Source organism: Pseudomonas sp. 203-8 (genome assembly GCF_020708595.1).
In the GTDB taxonomy this organism is placed as follows: domain Bacteria; phylum Pseudomonadota; class Gammaproteobacteria; order Pseudomonadales; family Pseudomonadaceae; genus Pseudomonas; species Pseudomonas aeruginosa.
On the sequence record NZ_JAJFDF010000013.1, the window covers coordinates 38,083 to 55,899 of the forward strand.

General features: G+C 65.6%; 18 protein-coding genes. 9 read left to right on the plus strand and 9 right to left on the minus strand.

The genetic code is table 11. The features are described 5' to 3' along the window. The first annotated feature begins 1 nt into the window (after position 1). Positions 2–1,834 (plus strand): ABC transporter ATP-binding protein, encoded by a 1,833-nt coding sequence (locus LJF27_RS26765; RefSeq protein WP_003109184.1) that lies wholly within the window; start codon positions 2–4, stop codon positions 1,832–1,834. A gap of 281 nt (positions 1,835–2,115) precedes the next feature. Next, positions 2,116–2,382, plus strand: a complete 267-nt coding sequence (locus tag LJF27_RS26770) for a DUF2790 domain-containing protein (protein ID WP_003091540.1) — start codon at positions 2,116–2,118, stop codon at positions 2,380–2,382. A gap of 32 nt (positions 2,383–2,414) precedes the next feature. Here the strand turns inward: LJF27_RS26770 and LJF27_RS26775 are convergent, their stop codons facing one another. From LJF27_RS26775 to LJF27_RS26805, 7 genes are all read right to left on the minus strand, one after another. Continuing rightward, entirely contained in the window at positions 2,415–3,539 is a 1,125-nt protein-coding gene (locus tag LJF27_RS26775; protein WP_003114811.1) for a GNAT family N-acetyltransferase, read from the minus strand. Between the two features lie 274 nt (positions 3,540–3,813). Continuing rightward, entirely contained in the window at positions 3,814–3,972 is a 159-nt protein-coding gene (locus tag LJF27_RS26780) for a DUF3309 family protein (protein WP_003109182.1), read from the minus strand. 108 nt (positions 3,973–4,080) lie between these two features. Next, positions 4,081–4,707: a 3'-5' exonuclease gene (locus tag LJF27_RS26785; protein WP_016253151.1), complete on the minus strand. Its 627-nt coding sequence runs from the start codon at positions 4,705–4,707 to the stop codon at positions 4,081–4,083. Continuing rightward, the gene (locus tag LJF27_RS26790; protein ID WP_003119696.1) at positions 4,704–6,503 is read right to left on the minus strand and encodes a cyclic nucleotide-binding/CBS domain-containing protein; all 1,800 of its coding nucleotides are present in this window, start codon (positions 6,501–6,503) and stop codon (positions 4,704–4,706) included. Before LJF27_RS26790 ends, LJF27_RS26785 begins: the two co-directional genes overlap by 4 nt. An 89-nt stretch (positions 6,504–6,592) precedes the next feature. Further along, entirely contained in the window at positions 6,593–8,248 is a 1,656-nt protein-coding gene (locus LJF27_RS26795) for a cation acetate symporter (protein WP_003091546.1), read from the minus strand. After that, positions 8,245–8,556: a DUF485 domain-containing protein gene (locus LJF27_RS26800; protein ID WP_003091547.1), complete on the minus strand. Its 312-nt coding sequence runs from the start codon at positions 8,554–8,556 to the stop codon at positions 8,245–8,247. Before LJF27_RS26800 ends, LJF27_RS26795 begins: the two co-directional genes overlap by 4 nt. 217 nt (positions 8,557–8,773) lie before the next feature. Beyond that, the gene (locus LJF27_RS26805; RefSeq protein WP_003452840.1) at positions 8,774–9,631 is read right to left on the minus strand and encodes a glycine betaine ABC transporter substrate-binding protein; all 858 of its coding nucleotides are present in this window, start codon (positions 9,629–9,631) and stop codon (positions 8,774–8,776) included. 293 nt (positions 9,632–9,924) lie between these two features. Between LJF27_RS26805 and LJF27_RS26810 the strand changes: the two genes are divergently transcribed. From LJF27_RS26810 to LJF27_RS26825, 4 genes are all read left to right on the plus strand, one after another. Next, positions 9,925–10,146, plus strand: coding sequence for a DUF2061 domain-containing protein (locus LJF27_RS26810; protein WP_003091551.1), 222 nt, complete (start codon positions 9,925–9,927; stop codon positions 10,144–10,146). Positions 10,147–10,288: 142 nt separating this feature from the next. Beyond that, positions 10,289–11,650, plus strand: coding sequence for an alpha/beta fold hydrolase (locus LJF27_RS26815; protein WP_003114807.1), 1,362 nt, complete (start codon positions 10,289–10,291; stop codon positions 11,648–11,650). A 3-nt stretch (positions 11,651–11,653) separates the two neighbouring features. Continuing rightward, a complete protein-coding gene (locus LJF27_RS26820; protein WP_003114806.1) occupies positions 11,654–12,457 on the plus strand; it encodes an MlaA family lipoprotein in 804 nt (267 codons plus the stop codon). A gap of 139 nt (positions 12,458–12,596) precedes the next feature. Next, positions 12,597–13,454, plus strand: a complete 858-nt coding sequence (locus tag LJF27_RS26825) for a pirin family protein (RefSeq protein WP_003116397.1) — start codon at positions 12,597–12,599, stop codon at positions 13,452–13,454. Positions 13,455–13,517: 63 nt separating this feature from the next. On the opposite strand, the gene LJF27_RS26830 is transcribed toward LJF27_RS26825, so the two are convergent. Further along, positions 13,518–14,687, minus strand: a complete 1,170-nt coding sequence (locus tag LJF27_RS26830) for a patatin-like phospholipase family protein (protein ID WP_003091575.1) — start codon at positions 14,685–14,687, stop codon at positions 13,518–13,520. Positions 14,688–14,754: 67 nt separating this feature from the next. Next, a complete protein-coding gene (locus LJF27_RS26835) occupies positions 14,755–15,693 on the minus strand; it encodes a lipid A biosynthesis lauroyl acyltransferase (RefSeq protein ID WP_003158335.1) in 939 nt (312 codons plus the stop codon). A gap of 159 nt (positions 15,694–15,852) precedes the next feature. Here LJF27_RS26835 and minC point away from each other — a divergent pair, with 159 nt between their 5' ends. The 3 genes from minC to minE all read left to right on the plus strand — a co-directional run bounded on the left by minC (position 15,853) and on the right by minE (position 17,772). Continuing rightward, positions 15,853–16,644: a septum site-determining protein MinC gene (gene minC, locus LJF27_RS26840; RefSeq protein ID WP_003114802.1), complete on the plus strand. Its 792-nt coding sequence runs from the start codon at positions 15,853–15,855 to the stop codon at positions 16,642–16,644. A gap of 61 nt (positions 16,645–16,705) precedes the next feature. Next, positions 16,706–17,521 carry a septum site-determining protein MinD gene (minD, locus tag LJF27_RS26845; RefSeq protein ID WP_003091579.1) on the plus strand — a complete coding sequence of 272 codons (816 nt, stop codon included), beginning with the start codon at positions 16,706–16,708 and terminating at the stop codon, positions 17,519–17,521. Next, positions 17,518–17,772 carry a cell division topological specificity factor MinE gene (gene minE, locus LJF27_RS26850; RefSeq protein WP_003091581.1) on the plus strand — a complete coding sequence of 85 codons (255 nt, stop codon included), beginning with the start codon at positions 17,518–17,520 and terminating at the stop codon, positions 17,770–17,772. Before minD ends, minE begins: the two co-directional genes overlap by 4 nt. Positions 17,773–17,817 lie beyond the last annotated feature (45 nt).

Sequence of the window (17,817 nt, forward strand, 5' to 3'; positions counted from 1 at the left end):
CATGCTTTATCGTCGTTTCGAACGTCTGATCGACCCGTTCCGCAGTGCTTCCGAACGCATGCCGCCCAGCGAAGTGCTGCGTTTCTATGTCTACTTCCTGCGCCAGGTCTGGCCGGTGTTCCTGGCCCTGCTGGTGGTCGGCCTGATCGTCGCGCTGATCGAGGTGGCGCTGTTCAGCTACCTCGGCCGCATCGTCGATCTCGCCCAGAGCACGCCCAGCGCGGAGTTCTTCCGCGTGCACGCCAACGAACTGATCTGGATGGCGGTGGTGGCGCTGGTCCTGCGCCCGCTGTTCAACGCCCTGCACGACATGCTGGTGCACCAGAGCATCAACCCGAGCATGACCAACCTGATCCGCTGGCAGAACCACCGCTACGTGCTCAAGCAGAGCCTCGGCTTCTTCCAGAACGATTTCGCCGGGCGCATCGCCCAGCGCATCATGCAGACCGGCAACTCGTTGCGCGATTCGGCGGTGCAGGTGGTGGACGCCCTCTGGCACGTGCTGATCTATACCGTCAGCGCCCTGGTGCTGTTCGCCGAGGCCGACTGGCGCCTGATGATCCCTCTGGTGCTGTGGGTGTTCGCCTACGTCGGCGCCCTCGCCTACTTCGTTCCCCAGGTCAAGCGCCGCTCGGTGGAGGCCTCGGATTCGCGCTCGAAGCTGATGGGGCGGATCGTCGACGGCTACACCAACATCACCACGCTGAAGCTGTTCGCCCACACCCGCCAGGAAGAGGACTACGCCCGCGAAGCGATCGGCGACCAGACCCTCAAGTCGCAACGCGCCGGGCGCGTAGTGACCTCCATGGACGTGACCATCACGGTGATGAACGGCGTGCTGATCACCGGCACCACCGGCCTGGCCCTGTGGCTGTGGAGCCAGGAGCTGATCTCGGTGGGCGCCATCGCCCTGGCCACCGGGCTGGTGATCCGCATCAACAACATGTCCGGCTGGATCATGTGGGTGGTCGGCGGCATCTTCGAGAACATCGGCCAGGTCCAGGATGGCATGCAGACCATCGCCCTGCCGCGCAAGGTGGTCGACCGCGAGGACGCCCAGCCGCTGCGGGTAGAGCGCGGCGAGGTGGAGTTCGAGCACATCGCCTTCCACTACGGCAAGGGCAGCGGCGTGATCCAGGGTCTCGACCTGAAGGTCCGGCCCGGCGAGAAGATCGGCCTGGTCGGACCTTCCGGCGCCGGCAAGTCGACCCTGGTCAACCTGCTGCTGCGCCTGTACGACCTGGAGAGCGGACGCATCCTGGTCGATGGCCAGGACATCGCCGGGGTGACCCAGGAAAGCCTGCGCGCGCAGATCGGCATGGTCACCCAGGACACCTCGCTGTTGCACCGCTCGATCCGCGACAACCTGCTCTACGGCCGCCCCGGCGCCAGCGACGCGGAACTCATGGAAGCGGTGCGCAAGGCTCGCGCCGACGAGTTCATCCCGCTGCTCAGCGACGCCGAGGGCCGCCGCGGCTTCGACGCCCATGTCGGCGAACGCGGAGTGAAGCTCTCCGGCGGCCAGCGCCAGCGCATCGCCATCGCCCGGGTGCTGCTCAAGGACGCGCCGATCCTGATCCTCGACGAAGCGACCTCGGCGCTGGACTCGGAAGTCGAATCGGCGATCCAGGAAAGCCTGGAGACCCTGATGCAGGGCAAGACGGTGATCGCCATCGCCCACCGCCTGTCGACCATTGCGCGCATGGACCGCCTGGTGGTGCTGGACAAGGGCCACATCGCCGAAAGCGGCACGCATGCCGAGTTGCTCGCCCATGGCGGCCTCTATGCGCGCCTCTGGCAACACCAGACCGGCGGCTTCGTCGGCGTCGACTGAAGCCTCGGCACCGGGCGGCGGCTCGCGCCGCCCGGCCTGGGTGACCTTGTCAAAGGCTCTGCAACGGGCCTTTTCGCGGCAATCATCACCGCCGTCGATCTCGACTAGCACGCGCTTCGATTTTTTCCGCCAGCGAAACGGTGTTCTTATCGAACCCGTGCCCCGGCTCGATCCCGACGCCTGCCGCATCGTCCCCGTCCACCTGGCGTCGGCCACGGACGACCAAGGATGCCAGTGCTCGGTACCGGGGATTTCGCCCCATCGCTACGGAGAATCACAGAATGAAACTTGCCTCTGTCGTGTCCGCCGTCATCACCAGCCTCGCCCCCATGGCCTTCGCCCAGGACGTGGACAAGGACCCGGGCCGCGGCCTGCCGGTCGAGGAATACCACTACGGCATGCAACTGGACGTGAAGAATGTCCTGCACCGTACCGACAATTCGACCAGGACCGGCGTAGTGCCGGTGACCGTGGTCTACGAGGACCATAGCGGCGAGCTGCACAAGATCCGCTTCCTCGAATGGGGCGGCAGCACCAGCAACGGCTGAGCGGACGCCACGCCCTATCGTTCCGGCCCCCTTCAGGCCTGGCGGTAGGGCAACAGGCCGTGGGCCTCCTCGGCGTAGGCGCGCACACCCGCCCGCTCCTGTTCGAGGAACTGCGCCACGGCATCGCGCAGACCGGGATGCGCCAGGTAGTGCCAGGAGCGCGTCAGCACCGGCTCGAAACCGCGGATCAGCTTGTGTTCGCCCTGGGCGCCGGCGTCGAAGCGCGCCAGGCCGGCGCCGATGGCGAATTCCAGGCCCTGGTAGAAGCAGGTCTCGAAGTGCAGCCGGTCGAACTCGGCCAGGCATCCCCAGTAGCGCCCGTACAGGGTATCTCCAGCGACCAGGCTGAACGCCATCGCCACCGGCTTGCCACGCTGGTGGGCGAAGACCACACGGATCGCCTCCGGCATGCGCTCGGCCAGCAGGCCGAAGAACTCGCGGCTCAGGTAGGGATCGCGGTCGCGCACCAGGTAGGTGTTGGCGTAGCAGAGATAGACGAAATCCCACTCCAGTTCGGACAACTGGCCGCCTTCCCGCCATTCGAACTCGATGCCCTGTCCGCCGACCTGTTCGCGCTCCTTGCGCAGTTGCTTGCGCTTGCGCGAACTGAGGGCCTCGAGGAAGTCCTGGAAGTCCCGATAGCCGCGGTTGTGCCAGTGGTACTGGCAACCCAGGCGTTCGAGCCAACCGTCACGCGCGGCAAGCAAGGTGTCCGCCCGGGCGTCGGTGAAATTCACATGGATGCTCGACAGACCGCTCGCCTCGGCCTCCTCGCCAAGGGACGCGAGCAGCCCCTGCAACCCTTCGTCCTCGCCCAGCAGGCGCGCACCGGCGACCGGGGTGAAGGGCACCCCTACCAGCAGCTTCGGGTAGTAGCGGATACCGGCCCGCTGGCAGGCGTCGGCCCAGCTCCAGTCGAACACGTATTCGCCGTACGAGTGCGCCTTCACATAGGCCGGCAGCGCCGCGCACAGCCGCCCTTGCGGATCGCGCAGCACGCGATGAGCCGGGCGCCAGCCGGTAGCGGGCGTCACGCTGTGGCTGTCTTCCAGCGCGGACAGGAAAGCATGACGCAGGAATGGCTGGGCGGGAGGCAGCAAGGCGTCCCACTCGGCGGCGTCGATATCGGCAAGGGTGGCAAGCGTCTGGATCGGCATGCGCGCCAGTCTGGCGCGAGACGCAAGGCAAGTGAAGCCGGTCGATGGAAAAAAGCGCCCGGCGGACCCGCGATGAAACCGCCCTTCTCCAAGCGAAGGCTTCGATCCATCCTACGTAGAGCGCATAACGCCAACGGCGTTATCCGCCGATACCCCGCCGCAACGGCGGAGCGAAAGCTGGGAACCCTCCGCGTAGGGCGAATAACGCCGGAGGCGTTATCCGCCGATACCCGCCGCGACGGCGGACAACCGCGACGGCATTCCCGATCGGGCCCTAGATCATGCCCAGCAGCAACAGGACCAACAGCACCACCAGCAATGCGCCGATGATCCCCGAGGGCCCGTAGCCCCAGTTGCGCGAATGAGGAAAGACCGGCAGGCCGCCGATCAGCAGCAGGATCAGGATGATCAGAAGAATCGTACCGAGACTCATGGGCGTCGCTCCTGTTCGGCTCATGGGGCAAAGGGCGGGAGATTCCGCCCTTGTAGTTCTCGACCCCCGCCGAGCAACGAAGATTCAATAAATCCGCGACCTCCAGCCTCAGTGGATGACCTTGGGCGCCGGCCCCTTGAGCAGACGCATGAACATCAGCGCCACCGCCTGGGCGTCGCCGAGGGCGGTGTGGCGACCGCTGACCGGCACATCCAGGGCCCGCGCCAGGGTGTCGAAGCGCAGGTCGATGTGTGCGTCGGGAAAATGCCGGCTGACCTTCCGGTGGTACAGCGACGAAATCTCGATGGAGGGGTTGTGCAACTGTCGGTCGAGGAGCTGGCGCAGGTGCCGGTTCAGCACGGCGACATCGAACGACAGATAGTAGCCCAGCAGCGGTCGGTCGCCGATGAACGCCAGCACCTGGCGCAGGGCCTGCTCCAGCTGCAACTGTCCCTCCAGGTCGGCGCGGCGCAGCTTGTGGATGCGGATCGACTCCGCATCCAGGCTCGGCGGCGGCTCGACGTAGAGTTCCAGGCGCTCGCCCATGACCAGTTTGCCGCGCCGCACCAGCACCGCGCCGATGCTGAGGATGTCGGCACGACGCGGGTCGAGGCTGGTGGTCTCGAGATCGAGGGAGATCACTTCTTCCGCCTCGACCGCCTCGTGCATCAACCAGTACAGCCGGCGGCGCCAGCCCGGCCAGCGGCTGTCGGGCAACTTGACCATGGTGTTCATCGGGTCTCCAGGTGGAATTGACGGGCCACGCTCTGCTTGAACTTCTTCACCACATGCAGGCCGTAGCGCAGCATGTCGCGATCGTGGCGGCTCATGCCGCTGACGTCCAGGCCCTGCTGGCGACCGTCGCGTTGGCCGGCCAACTGGCGGGTCAGGCGCAGTTGCAGGAACAGCTCGAAAGACTCGCTCAGGTCGTCCGCCAGGCGTGCTTCGAGGACCTTGTGTCGCTTCAGCGCCTCGATCCGTGCCAGGGTCCCGCGGGTCTCCAGGCCTTCGCGCAGGGCCAGGGTGCGGATGCCGTGGACGATGGGGAAGATCCCGCCGCGCTTGAGATCGAGGCGGGCGTCCTGGGTTTTCAGCTGGCCGAGGAAGGTCAGCGGCGTATCGAATTGCAGGGCCGCCGCCGCGATATCCGCCAGCCAGCGCTCGCCGCCGTCGGCGAAACCGCGCAGTTGCCGACGCAACGGCTCGAACAGCTGCAGGTTGCCGGCCACCGGCCAGGCATCGGCCAGGATCGACAGGCGCAACAGCTGCTCCGGCTTGCCCTCCAGCAGCGTCCCGCGCAGCTCCGCCTGCCAGGCCACCAGCGGCTTGCACCATTCCGGCCGACTGGCCATTACCCCTCCGGGACAGGGCGGATAACCGAACTCCAGCAAGGCCGCGCTGAAGCGCTGCATCATCGCCAGGGCCTGTTCCTGCGGCAGATCGTCGGCCAGGACCAGGGCATTGTCCTGGTCGGTCTTCAGCAACTGCTCGCCGCGTCCTTCGCTGCCCATCACCAGCAAGCAGCAGCGCCCGCGCAGGGTTGGCGGCAGCAACAATTCGAAAAGCCGTTCGAGCAATTGCTCGTTGAGCGCGCTGACCAGCTGCATGATGAAGCGCAGGCGGATACCGTTGCCGGCCAGGGTAGCGATCAGGGTGTCCAGGGTTTCCGCGCAGCGGCGCAGGTCGCCGAGGTCGTCGGCGCGGGCGATGCGCAGCGCCAGGACGTGGGAATGGGTGGAGAACAGGCTGAGCACCTGGGTCAGGTGCAACAGGCCGATCACCTGACCGTCCTCCGTGACCGCGACCCGCTCGATACGCTGGCGCGTCATGAGGATCATCGCGTCGAACAGGAAATCGCCCAGTTCGACGCTGGCCAGCGGACCATGGGCCAACGGCCCGATAGCCTCCAGCTCGCTGCGCCCGTCGCGGAAGTGCGCGCTCATGAGGTCGGTGCGGGTGACGATGCCGAGCTCGGGCCCGTCCCTCTCCAGCCGCACCAGCAGGGCATCGGCGCCGTGGCTCAATTGCAGGCGCGCGGCGTCGCCGAGGGACAGCGAGGCCTCCACCTCCAGCGCCGGCAGCAAGTGCTCGCGGGCGATGCGGGTAAGGATGAACTCGGCAAGGTTCTGCCCGTCGCGCTGGGCCAACTGGCGCTTGGCCGCCAGGTCGGCCTGGAAGAACCGGGCGAAACCCGGGTTCTCCCCGCACAACTGGTGGAAGCAACTGGCCGGCAGTTCGTAGACGATGCTTTCCTCGATCGCCAGGTAGCGATGCTTGCTGCTGCCGGAGAACAGCCCGCGGACGTCGAACAGGTCGTCCGCGGCGTACTGGGCGAACACTCGCCCGTCGTCGCCGCGCTCCTCGACCACGCCCTTGAGCAGGACGAACAGCCCGGGGACCGCCGAACCGGCCTCCAGCAAGGTTTCCCCCGGCGCGTAGTAGCCTACGCTGAGGGCCTGCTTGAGGGTCTCGCGCTGATGGGGACGCAACTGGTCGAAGGGCGGCGAGGCGAAGTTGAAACTGTCAGGCATGGCTCATCTCGCTGTAACCGGGACGCTGAAACGAAAGGCGGCGGACCGGAAATCCGGCCGCCGCCTCGGGCTACGTCTTCACGTAGCGCTTAGTGGGCCACCGCGCCAGAGGCGCCCAGGCCGGTCTGGGAACGGATGAACTGCGGGAAGAAGCGCGCCCGCTCCTCGTCGGCCGCCGCCGACTTGTCGGTGATGGAGAAGAACCAGATACCGACGAAGGCGACGATCATCGAGAACAGCGCCGGGTACTCGTACGGGTAGATGGCTTTCTCGTGGCCGAGGATCTGCACCCAGATGGTCGGGCCGAGGACCATCAGGCCCACCGCGGTGATCAGGCCCATCCAGCCGCCGATCATGGCGCCGCGGGTGGTCAGCTTCTTCCAGTACATGGAGAGCAGCAGCACCGGGAAGTTGCAGCTGGCGGCGATGGAGAAGGCCAGGCCGACCATGAAGGCGATGTTCTGCTTCTCGAAGAGGATGCCGAGCACGATGGCGACCACGCCCAGGGCCACGGTGGTCATCTTCGAGACCCGCAGCTCGTCCTTCTCGTTGGCCTTGCCGCCCTTGAACACGCTGGCGTACAGGTCATGGGAGACGGCCGAGGCCCCGGCCAGGGTCAGCCCGGCGACCACCGCGAGGATGGTGGCGAAGGCCACCGCCGAGATGAAGCCGAGGAACAGGCTGCCGCCCACCGCGTCGGCCAGGTGCACCGCCGCCATGTTGTTGCCGCCGATCAGGGCGCCGGTGGCGTCCTTGAAGTCCGGGTTGGTGCTGACCAGCAGGATCGCGCCGAAACCGATGATGAAGGTCAGGATGTAGAAGTAGCCGATGAAACCGGTGGCGTAGAACACGCTCTTGCGCGCTTCCTTGGCGTCGCTGACGGTGAAGAAGCGCATCAGGATGTGCGGCAGCCCGGCGGTGCCGAACATCAGCGCGAAGCCCAGGGAGAATGCCGAGATCGGATCCTTGACCAGGCCGCCCGGACTCATGATCGCCTCGCCCTTCGGATGCACCTTGATGGCTTCGGAGAACAGCGTGCTGACGTCGAAGTTGACGTGCTTGAGCACCATGATCGCCATGAACGAGGCGCCGGAGAGCAACAGCACGGCCTTGATGATCTGCACCCAGGTGGTCGCCAGCATGCCGCCGAACAGCACGTAGAGCACCATCAGGATGCCCACCAGGACCACCGCGACATGGTAGTTGAGGCCGAACAGCAGCTCGATCAGCTTGCCGGCGCCGACCATCTGCGCGATCAGGTAGAACGCCACCACCACCAGCGAGCCGCAGGCCGACAGGGTGCGGATCTGCTTCTGCTTGAGGCGGTAGGAGGCGACGTCGGCGAAGGTGTACTTGCCCAGGTTGCGCAGGCGCTCGGCGATGAGGAAGAGGATGATCGGCCAGCCGACCAGGAAGCCGATCGAGTAGATCAGGCCGTCGTAGCCGGAAGTGAAGACCAGCGCCGAAATACCCAGGAAGGATGCCGCCGACATGTAGTCGCCGGCGATCGCCAGGCCATTCTGGAAGCCGGTGATGCGGCCGCCTGCGGCATAGTAGTCGGCCGCCGAGCGGTTGCGCTTGGATGCCCAGTAGGTGATGCAGAGGGTCGCGCCGACGAAGGCGACGAACATGACGATGGCCGAGACGTTCAGCGGCTGGCGCTGCACGTCGCCGGTCAGCGCGTCGGCCCAGAGGGCCGGAGCGAAGGCCGCAAGGCCGAGCGCGGCAAGGAGACGAGCGATCATTGCTGCGCCTCCTTGAGGATTTCCTGGTTCAGGCTGTCGAACTCGCCGTTGGCGCGACGCACGTACAGGCCGGTCAGGATGAACGCGGCAAGGATCAGTCCGACACCCATCGGGATGCCCCAGGTCACGGACGAATCGGGACTGATACGCGCGCCCAGCAGCTGCGGCTGGAAAGCGATCAGCAGGATGAATATCACGTAGAGGCCAAGCATGATCGAAGAAAGTATCCAGGCGAAACGCTCTCGCTTGGCCACCAACTCCTTGAAGCGCGGATTGGTATCAATCCGCTGGTAGATGCTGTCGTTCATTGTTTTTATCCTCACAGCGGGGTGACGCGGAATGTCGTCGATATCCACTGTAGGACGCTGGTGCAAGCGCTCCAGACGACTTTAGTCGTAGCGTTTCGCCAGCCGCTCTAGACCGGTATTCCCGGGCCTTCCGGCAGATTCCGGAGCCAGCCTTCGGCAAGGAAAAACGCCGTGCCCGGTTGCCCGGGCACGGCGTTCCCCGATCGAACCAGCCGTGCTACTGCACCCAGTCCTTGACCCGTCCCGGGTTGGCCGCCACCCACTGCTTCGCCGCATCCTCGGGTTTGGCGCCCTCCTGGATCGCCAGCATCACCTGGCCGACCTCGTTGCCATCCCTCCAGCCGAACTTCTTCAGGAACTCCCAGACCGGCTTGGCCTTGGCCTCCAGCGCCGGGTTGGCGACGGTGTCGACATGCTCGGTATCGCCATAGACCTTCTTCGGATCGTCGAGGAACTTCAGCTTCCACTTGGCGAACATCCAGTGCGGAATCCAGCCGGTCACCACCACCGGCTTCTTCTCGTTCTCGGCACGGGTCAGCTCGGCGATCATGCCGCTGCCGGAACTGGCCACCAGCTTGTAGTCGAGGCCATATTGCTTGATCGCCTCGTCGGTCTTGATCATCACCCCGGCGCCGGCATCGATACCCACCACGCGGCCGCCGAAAGCGTCCTTCTGCGCCTGGAGGTCGGCGATGCTGTTGGCGCTCACGTATTCGGGGACGATCAGGCCGATGCGTGCGTCCGGGTAGTTGATGGCAAGGTTGACCACCTTATCCTTCATCTTCTCGTAGTAGGCGCCGTGGGTGCCCGGCAGCCAGGCCGAGAGCATGGCATCGAGCTTGCCGCGCGCCACGCCCTGCCACATGATCCCCGCCGCCACCGGCATCAGCTTCACCTCGTAGCCGAGCTTCTCGCGGATCACCTCGGCGGCCACATGGGTGGTCGCCACGCTGTCCGACCAGCCGTCCACGTAACCGATGGTGATCACCGGCTTGTCCGCCGCGGCCGCCATCCCCACAGCCGCCGACATTGCCAGGCCCGCACTCCAGCACAACAGTCGTCGCATCATTCGCATCAGACGTACCCCTTGTTCTATGCCGACGGGGACGCTCCCCGGCGGTCGCGGCACTCTGCGGTGCCGCCGTCCATCATCGGCGCGCCCGGACGGCGGACTGCTCTGAGAACGACACCCATCGCACCCGATAACGACATGCCTCGAACTGCGCTGCGGCACGCTGCGGATGTGCTCCGAGACAGTGCGATCGAAGCGCTCTATGCACTCGATTGGACAGGCCGATTTCCGCTTGGCCGAGCGCCTGGATAGGCTTTCGCCAAAGAGGAATGATTCTCGATCAAAGGAGAGCAGCCATGCTCAAGACCCTGACCTTCACCGTCATGCACTTCATCATCGCCTTCAGCGTGGCCTATGCGCTGACCGGCAGCATAGCGGTCGGCGGGCTGGTGGCGGCGGTCGAGCCGCTGTGCAACTCGGTCGGTTTCTACTTCCACGAGAAGATCTGGAAACGCTTCGAGAAAGACGGCGCGCCGCGCCCGGCTAGCGCCCATGGCTGGCTGCACCGCCACGCCTGAAGGGATATTCGCGAGGCACGGCAAGAGGCGGGAAAGACCGATTGGAACGCTGGCTGCAATAACCCACTGCACTACTGAGGCTTGCAGTTGTCATAGCGGCAGTATATTCACTCAGTACTTTTCCCTCGAAGGGATTCCCCCGATGCCCCACTTCCTCCGTTTCGCTGCCCTGCTCGGCGGCCTCGCCCTCGGTTGTGCCAATCTGGCGCAGGCCCGGGACGTGGACGCCGCGAGCTACGGCTATCCACTGACCAACCCGTTCGAGGCGACCATCGCCACCACGCCGCCGGAACTGCGTCCCGAGCTTCCGCACAGCGAGGACATCGACCAGAAGGACTACAGCCTGAAATTGCGCCCGGAGCGCGAGTTCGCCCTGCCGGACAACTTCTGGCCGGTGAAGAAGCTGCGCTACCGCCTGGCCCGCCAGGATCATGCGGCGCCGCTGATCTTCATCATTGCCGGGACTGGCGCCCACTACGCCAGCAGCTTCCCGGAATACCTGAAGAAGCTCTTCTACCAGGCCGGCTACCACGTGGTGCAGTTGTCCTCGCCGACCAGTTGGGACTTCATGGCCAGCGCCTCGCGCTTCGCCACACCGGGCTTTTCCAGCGACGACGCCGATGACCTGTACCGGGTGATGCAGGCGGTGCGCGCGCAGCAGCGCGACCTGCCGGTGACCGACTATTACCTCACCGGCTATAGCCTGGGGGCGCTGAACGCCGCGTTCGTCAGCCACCTCGACGAAAGCCGCCGGAGCTTCAACTTCAAGAAAGTGCTGCTGCTCAACCCACCGGTGAACCTCTACACCTCGGTGAGCAACCTCGACAAACTGGTGGAAACCCAGGTCAAGGGCATCACTGACTCGCGCACCTTCTACGAGGTGGTGCTGAGCAAGCTGACCCGCTACTTCCGGCAGAAAGGCTACGTCGACATCAACGACGCCATGCTCTACGACTTCCAGCAGTCAAAGCAACGCCTGAGCAACGAAGAAATGGCCATGCTGATCGGCACCTCGTTCCGCTTCTCCGCCGCCGACATCGCCTTCACCTCGGACCTGGTCAACCGTCGCGGCCTGATCACCCCGCCGAACTACCCGATCAACGAAGGCACCAGCCTGGAGCCCTTCTTCAAGCGCGCGCTACAGTGCGACTTCGAGTGCTACATGACCGAGCAACTGATCCCGATGTGGCGAGCCCGTTACGACGGCGGCAGCCTGACCCAACTGGTCAACCAGGTCAGCCTCTACAAGCTGCAGGACTATCTGCACGACAGCCCGAAGATCGCCGTGATGCACAACGCCGACGACGTCATCCTCGGCCCGGGCGACCTCGGCTTCCTCCGCCGGACCTTCGGCGAACGCCTGACCGTCTATCCCTATGGCGGTCACTGCGGCAACCTCAACTACAAGGTCAACGCGCAGGACATGCTGGACTTCTTCGCCACGCCCGCTGCCGGACAGACCCAGGTCGCCAGCGCGGCCCTCACCCAGCAGGCAGGAAACTGATCGATGAGCCGAACCGCACACTGGATGTTCGCCCTTCTGCTGAGCGCTGCCGCCAGCGCCCAGGCCGACGAGGCCGCCGCGCCGGCCGAACTGCCGCCACGCCAGCTCGACGGCGACGGTTTCAGCCGTCCACTGGACCAACTCAAGTTCAATCCCGGCCTGGATCAACGCGAATTCGAGCGCGCCACCCTCGACGCACTGAACATGTACGATCCCTGGGAATCCTGGAACCGCCGGGTCTACCACTTCAACTATCGCTTCGACGAGTGGGTGTTCCTGCCCGTGGTACGAGGCTACGAATACGTCACCCCGCACTTCGTCCGCAGCGGCGTGAGCAATTTCTTCGACAACCTCGGCGACGTGCCCAATCTGCTGAACAACCTCGCCCAATTGAAGGGCAAGGCGGCGATGGAAACCACCGCGCGGCTGCTGTTCAACACCACCTTCGGTGTGCTCGGCCTGTGGGACCCTGCGACCAGGATGGGCCTGCACAAGCGCAGCGAGGATTTCGGCCAGACCCTCGGCTTCTACGGCGTGGGCAGCGGCCCCTACCTGGTGCTGCCGATCCTCGGCCCGTCCAACCTGCGCGACACCGGCGGACTGGTGGTGGACTACGTCGGCGAATACCAGGTGAACTACCTCAACGTTCCCCAGGCCAGCGGCGACCACCCGGAGATCACCGCCCTGCGCGTGGTGGACAAGCGCTACAACACCAGCTTCCGCTACGGCCAGATGAACTCGCCGTTCGAGTACGAGAAACTGCGCTACATCTATACCGAGGCGCGCAAGCTGCAGATCGCCGAGTGAGACGAAGAACCGCCGCCCTGTGCGGCGGTTTCTTTTCCTCAGAACGATTCAATAAATCGATAGGAATCACATAAAACCCGCATCCATATATCGATCACAGAGGACTATCATCGAGCCATACACGAACCAGGAGGTTCCCATGACCCGCTACCGTGATGTCCTCGAACTGCATACCGGCCACCCCGCCTCCGATGGCGCCGGCGTCCGCCTGACCCGCGTGATCGGCGGCCCGTCCCCGGAACGCTTCGACCCGTTCCTGATGCTCGACCAGTTCGATACCCAGAACCCGGATGACTATGTCGCCGGTTTCCCTTCGCACCCGCACCGCGGCTTCGAGACCGTGACCTACATGCTCGAAGGGCGTATGCGCCACGAAGACCACCTCGGCAATCGCGGCCTGCTCAAGCCCGGCGGCGTACAGTGGATGACCGCCGCCCACGGCATCATCCACAGCGAGATGCCGGAACAGGTGGAAGGCGCGATGCGTGGCTTCCAGCTGTGGGTCAACCTGCCGGCGAAGAACAAGCTGGCCCCGGCCGGCTATCGCGATATCGAGCCGGAAGACGTGCCGCGCCTGGAAACCGCCGGAGGCGTGAAGGTCACGGTGATCGCCGGTCGCTTCGACGACGGCCAGGCGCAGCAGATCGGCGCCGTGGAAAGGCCGGACACCGAGCCGCACTACTACGACCTGCAACTGCCTGCCGGCGGCCGCATCGCCCCGCGCCTGCCGGACGGCCATCGCGTGCTGCTGTACGTCTACGAAGGCAGCCTGACGGTGGAAGGCGAACGCCCGGTGGAAATCGCCACCAATCGCCTGGCTCGGCTGTCCGAAGAAGGGGAACTGAGCCTGCGCAGCGAAGCCGGCGCCCGGGTACTGGTTCTCGCCGGCAAGCCGTTGCGCGAGCCGATCGTCCAGTACGGTCCGTTCGTGATGAACAGCCGCGAGGAAATCGAGCAGGCGCTACGCGACTATCGCGACGGTGTCCTGGCCGTCTGAGCCGTGCGCGAGCCGCCCTTCGGGGCGGTTTTTTCCTTCCGCCTGTCCCGTCCTGAATAAGGTTTACCGCTCGATCCGCAGGAAGCGCTCCAGTTCCGCCCGCTTGCCCATCGCATCGTGGTAGCCCAGTTCGATCAGTTCGCTGCAATAGCCGCGCTCGAACAACAGGTAGCTCAATACCCCCGCCCCGCTGGCGCGGGTCGCTCCGGGACCGCGCAGGAAAAGCCGCAGCACCCGCGACAGCTCCCGGTAGTGCCGCGCGGCGATCTCGTCCAGCGGCCGGCTCGGCGACACCAGCAATACCTCCACCGGCTCCAGCCCACCCGCCTGGCGGCGCACCTCCGGCGCCACCAACTGGCCGATCTGGTTCATCCGCTGCAACTGCTCGATGTCGCCTTCCAGGCTGTCGATGAAGGTGCTGTTCAACAGGTGGGCGCCGATCTGCGCCAGGCTCGGCGGTCGGTCGGACGGCGGCAGGCCGGTCATGGCACTGTCGCCACCGGTGGCCGGGTTGCCGCTGACGCCGATCACCAGCACCCGCGTGGCGCCCAGGTGCAACGCCGGGCTGATGGGCGCCTGGGAACGCACCGCGCCGTCGCCGAAGTATTCGCGGTTGATCCGCACCGGCGGGAACAGCAGCGGGATCGCCGCGCTGGCCAGCAGGTGCCGAAGCTCCAGGCGGGTGGGAATGCCCAGGCGCCGATGGCGTACCCAGGGATCGATGGTCGCGCGCCCCTGGTAGAAGGTCACCGCCTGCCCCGACTCGTAGCCGAACGCGGTCACCGCCACCGCGCGCAACTGGCGCTGGCGCACCGCCGCATGAATCCCGGAAAAATCCAGCTCACGTGCCAGCAGCTCATGCAACGGCCGGTTGTCCAGCAACGCCACCGGCACCCGCCGCCCCAGGCCGAGCAGGCTATGGCCGAGGAAGCGCGAGGCCTGGCGGGTCACGCCCGGCCAGTCGCTGCGATAGACATGTTCGGTGCGGAATCCCTGCCAGACCGCGGTCAGGCGCTGGATCGCCTGGCGGAATTGCAGGGCGCCGCAAGCCAGGCCAACGGCGTTGATGGCGCCGGCGGAGGTACCGACGATGACCGGGAAAGGATTGCCGGCGCTGTCCGGCAGCAGGTCGGCGATGGCGGCCAGGACCCCGACTTGGTAGGCCGCGCGGGCGCCGCCCCCGGAAAGGATCAGGCCGGTGAGCGGCGGACGTGGGGCAAGGGGATCGGACACAGCGGGGCTTCCGTCATGAACTGCGGCGAGTATAGCCAGACCCCGCGCGCGTCCGGAATGCCCGTCCTCAGCGCTTGCGCCGTTTCGGATAGAGCTTGGCTTCGCCTGGCGGGCGGGTCTTGAAACGCCGGTGCGCCCACAGGTACTGCTCGGGCTGCTGGCGCACGCAGCGCTCGACCCACTGGTTGATCCGCAGGCAATCGGCTTCCTCGCTCTCGCCGGGGAAGTCCTCCAGCGGCGGGTGGATGGTCAGGCGATAACCGCTGCCATCGGCCAGGCGGCTCTGGGTGAACGGCAACACCCGCGCCCGGCCCAGGCGGGCGAACTTGGTGGTGGCGGTGACGGTGGCCGCCGGGATGCCGAACAGCGGCACGAACAGGCTCTGCTTGGCGCCGTAGTCCTGGTCCGGTGCGTACCAGATGGCGCGGCCGCCACGCAGCACCTTGAGCATCGAGCGCACGTCCTCGCGCTCGATGGCGGTGGCATCGAGGTTGTGCCGCTCGCGGCCACGGCGCTGGATGTAGTCGAACACCGGGTTGTCGTGCTCACGGTACATGCCGTCGATGGTGTGCACCTGGCCGAGCAGCGCCGCGCCGATCTCCAGGGTGGTGAAATGCAGGGCCATGAGGATCACCCCCTCGCCCTGCGCCTGGGCCTCGCGCAGATGCTCCAGGCCTTCTATATGGGCAAGACGGGCCAGGCGCGCCTTCGGCCACCACCAGCTCATGGCCATCTCGAAGAAGGCGATGCCGCTGGAGGCGAAGTTCTCCTTCAGCAGACGCTCGCGTTCGGCGGGCGACTTTTCCGGAAAGCACAGTTCGAGGTTGCGCGCGGCAATCTCGCGGCGCGAGCCGACCAAGCGGTACATCAGCGCCCCCAGGCCACGGCCGAGCATCAGCAGGACGGGATACGGCAACTGCACCACCAGCCAGAGCAGTCCCAGGCCGAACCAGAGCGGCCAGTAGCGGGGATGGAGGAAAGCGCTGGAGAAACGGGGGCGATCCATGGACGGTTCCGACGACGATCAAAGCCCGCCATTCTACCCTGCCCGCCGTCCCGGCGGGACGCCGCGTTGCCGATCGATGCCGCCCCGGCTATCTGCCACGCTTGCGGGCATCCGGCGTTCTCGTTATAAGTCCCTGCAATTCAACGACCGACAAGCCCCATGAGCCAAGCCGACCTCCTCGATCAAGACCCCGTATTCCAGCTCAAGGGCAGCATGCTCGCGGTGACCATCCTCGAACTGGCGCACAACGACCTGGCGAGGCTCGAACGGCAACTCGCCGACAAAGTGGCGCAAGCGCCCAACTTCTTCCGCGACACCCCCCTGGTCATGGCCCTCGACAAGCTGCCCGAAGGCGAAGGCCGCCTCGACCTGCCGGCGCTCCTCGAGGTCTGTCGCCGCCACGGCCTGCGCACCCTGGCGATCCGCGCCGGGCGCGAGGAGGACATCGCCGCCGCCCAGGCCCTGGACCTGCCGGTGCTGCCGCCCTCGGGCGCCCGCGAACGACCGCTGGACATCAAGGACAGCGCCCCGCGCAAGCCTGCCGAAGAGCCCAGCCCGAGCGCCGGTGAAGCCAGGCCCGAGCCGGCCAAGGCGGAAGAGAAGCCCGCCGAGCCCGTCAGCCGCCCGACCAAGGTGGTGAAGACCCCGGTGCGCGGCGGCATGCAGATCTACGCCGCCGGCGGCGACCTGATCGTGCTGGCCGCGGTCAGTCCCGGCGCGGAACTTCTCGCCGACGGAAACATCCATGTGTACGGCCCGATGCGCGGACGCGCACTGGCCGGCGTGAAAGGCGACGCCACGGCGCGAATCTTCTGCCAGCAGCTGGCCGCCGAACTGGTCTCCATCGCCGGTAACTACAAGGTCGCGGAGGACCTGCGACGCAGCCCGCAGTGGGGCAAGGCAGTGCACGTCAGCCTGTCGGGTGACGTGTTGAACATCACCCGCCTTTAACGGATACTGCCGCCACTTTCAGGGACCAGAATTCTTACGTTTTTCATTGGGGTGAATCACCTTGGCCAAAATTCTCGTAGTCACTTCCGGTAAGGGTGGCGTCGGTAAAACCACCACCAGCGCAGCTATCGGCACCGGCCTGGCCTTGCGCGGTTTCAAGACCGTCATCGTCGACTTCGACGTCGGCCTGCGTAACCTCGACCTTATCATGGGCTGCGAACGCCGCGTGGTGTACGACTTCGTCAACGTCGTCAACGGCGAGGCCACCCTCACCCAGGCCCTGATCAAGGACAAGCGCCTCGAAAACCTGCATGTCCTGGCCGCCAGCCAGACCCGCGACAAGGACGCCCTGACCAAGGAAGGCGTCGAGAAAGTCATGGCCGAACTGCGCAAGGATTTCGAATACATCATCTGCGACTCCCCGGCGGGCATCGAGAAAGGCGCCCACCTGGCCATGTACTTCGCCGACGAAGCGATCGTCGTGACCAACCCCGAGGTTTCCTCGGTACGCGACTCCGACCGCATGCTCGGCCTGCTGGCAAGCAAGTCGCAGCGCGCCGAGAAAGGCGAGGAGCCGATCAAGGAACACCTGCTGCTGACCCGCTACAACCCGGAGCGCGTCACCAAGGGCGAGATGCTCGGCGTCGACGACGTCGAGGAGATCCTCGCCATCCGCCTGCTCGGGGTGATCCCGGAATCCCAGGCCGTGCTCAAGGCGTCGAACCAGGGCGTGCCGGTGATCCTCGACGAGCAGAGCGACGCCGGCCAGGCGTACAGCGATGCGGTCGACCGCCTGCTCGGCAAGGAAATACCGCATCGATTCCTCGATGTGCAGAAGAAAGGATTCCTGCAAAGACTGTTCGGAGGACGTGAATGAGCCTTTTAGACTTCTTTCGCAGTCGGAAATCGCAGAACAGCGCTTCCATCGCGAAAGAACGACTGCAGATCATCGTTGCCCACGAACGTGGCCAGCGCGCACAGCCGGATTATCTGCCCCAGTTGCAGAAAGACCTGCTGGAAGTGATCCGCAAGTACGTACCGATCGACCAGGAGCAGATCCAGGTGGAACTGGAGAACCAGGGCAACTGCTCGATCCTGGAACTCAACATCACCCTGCCGGATCGTTGATTCGCCCAGGGTCCATACTGCGGCGGCCATTGGCCGCCGCAGTCG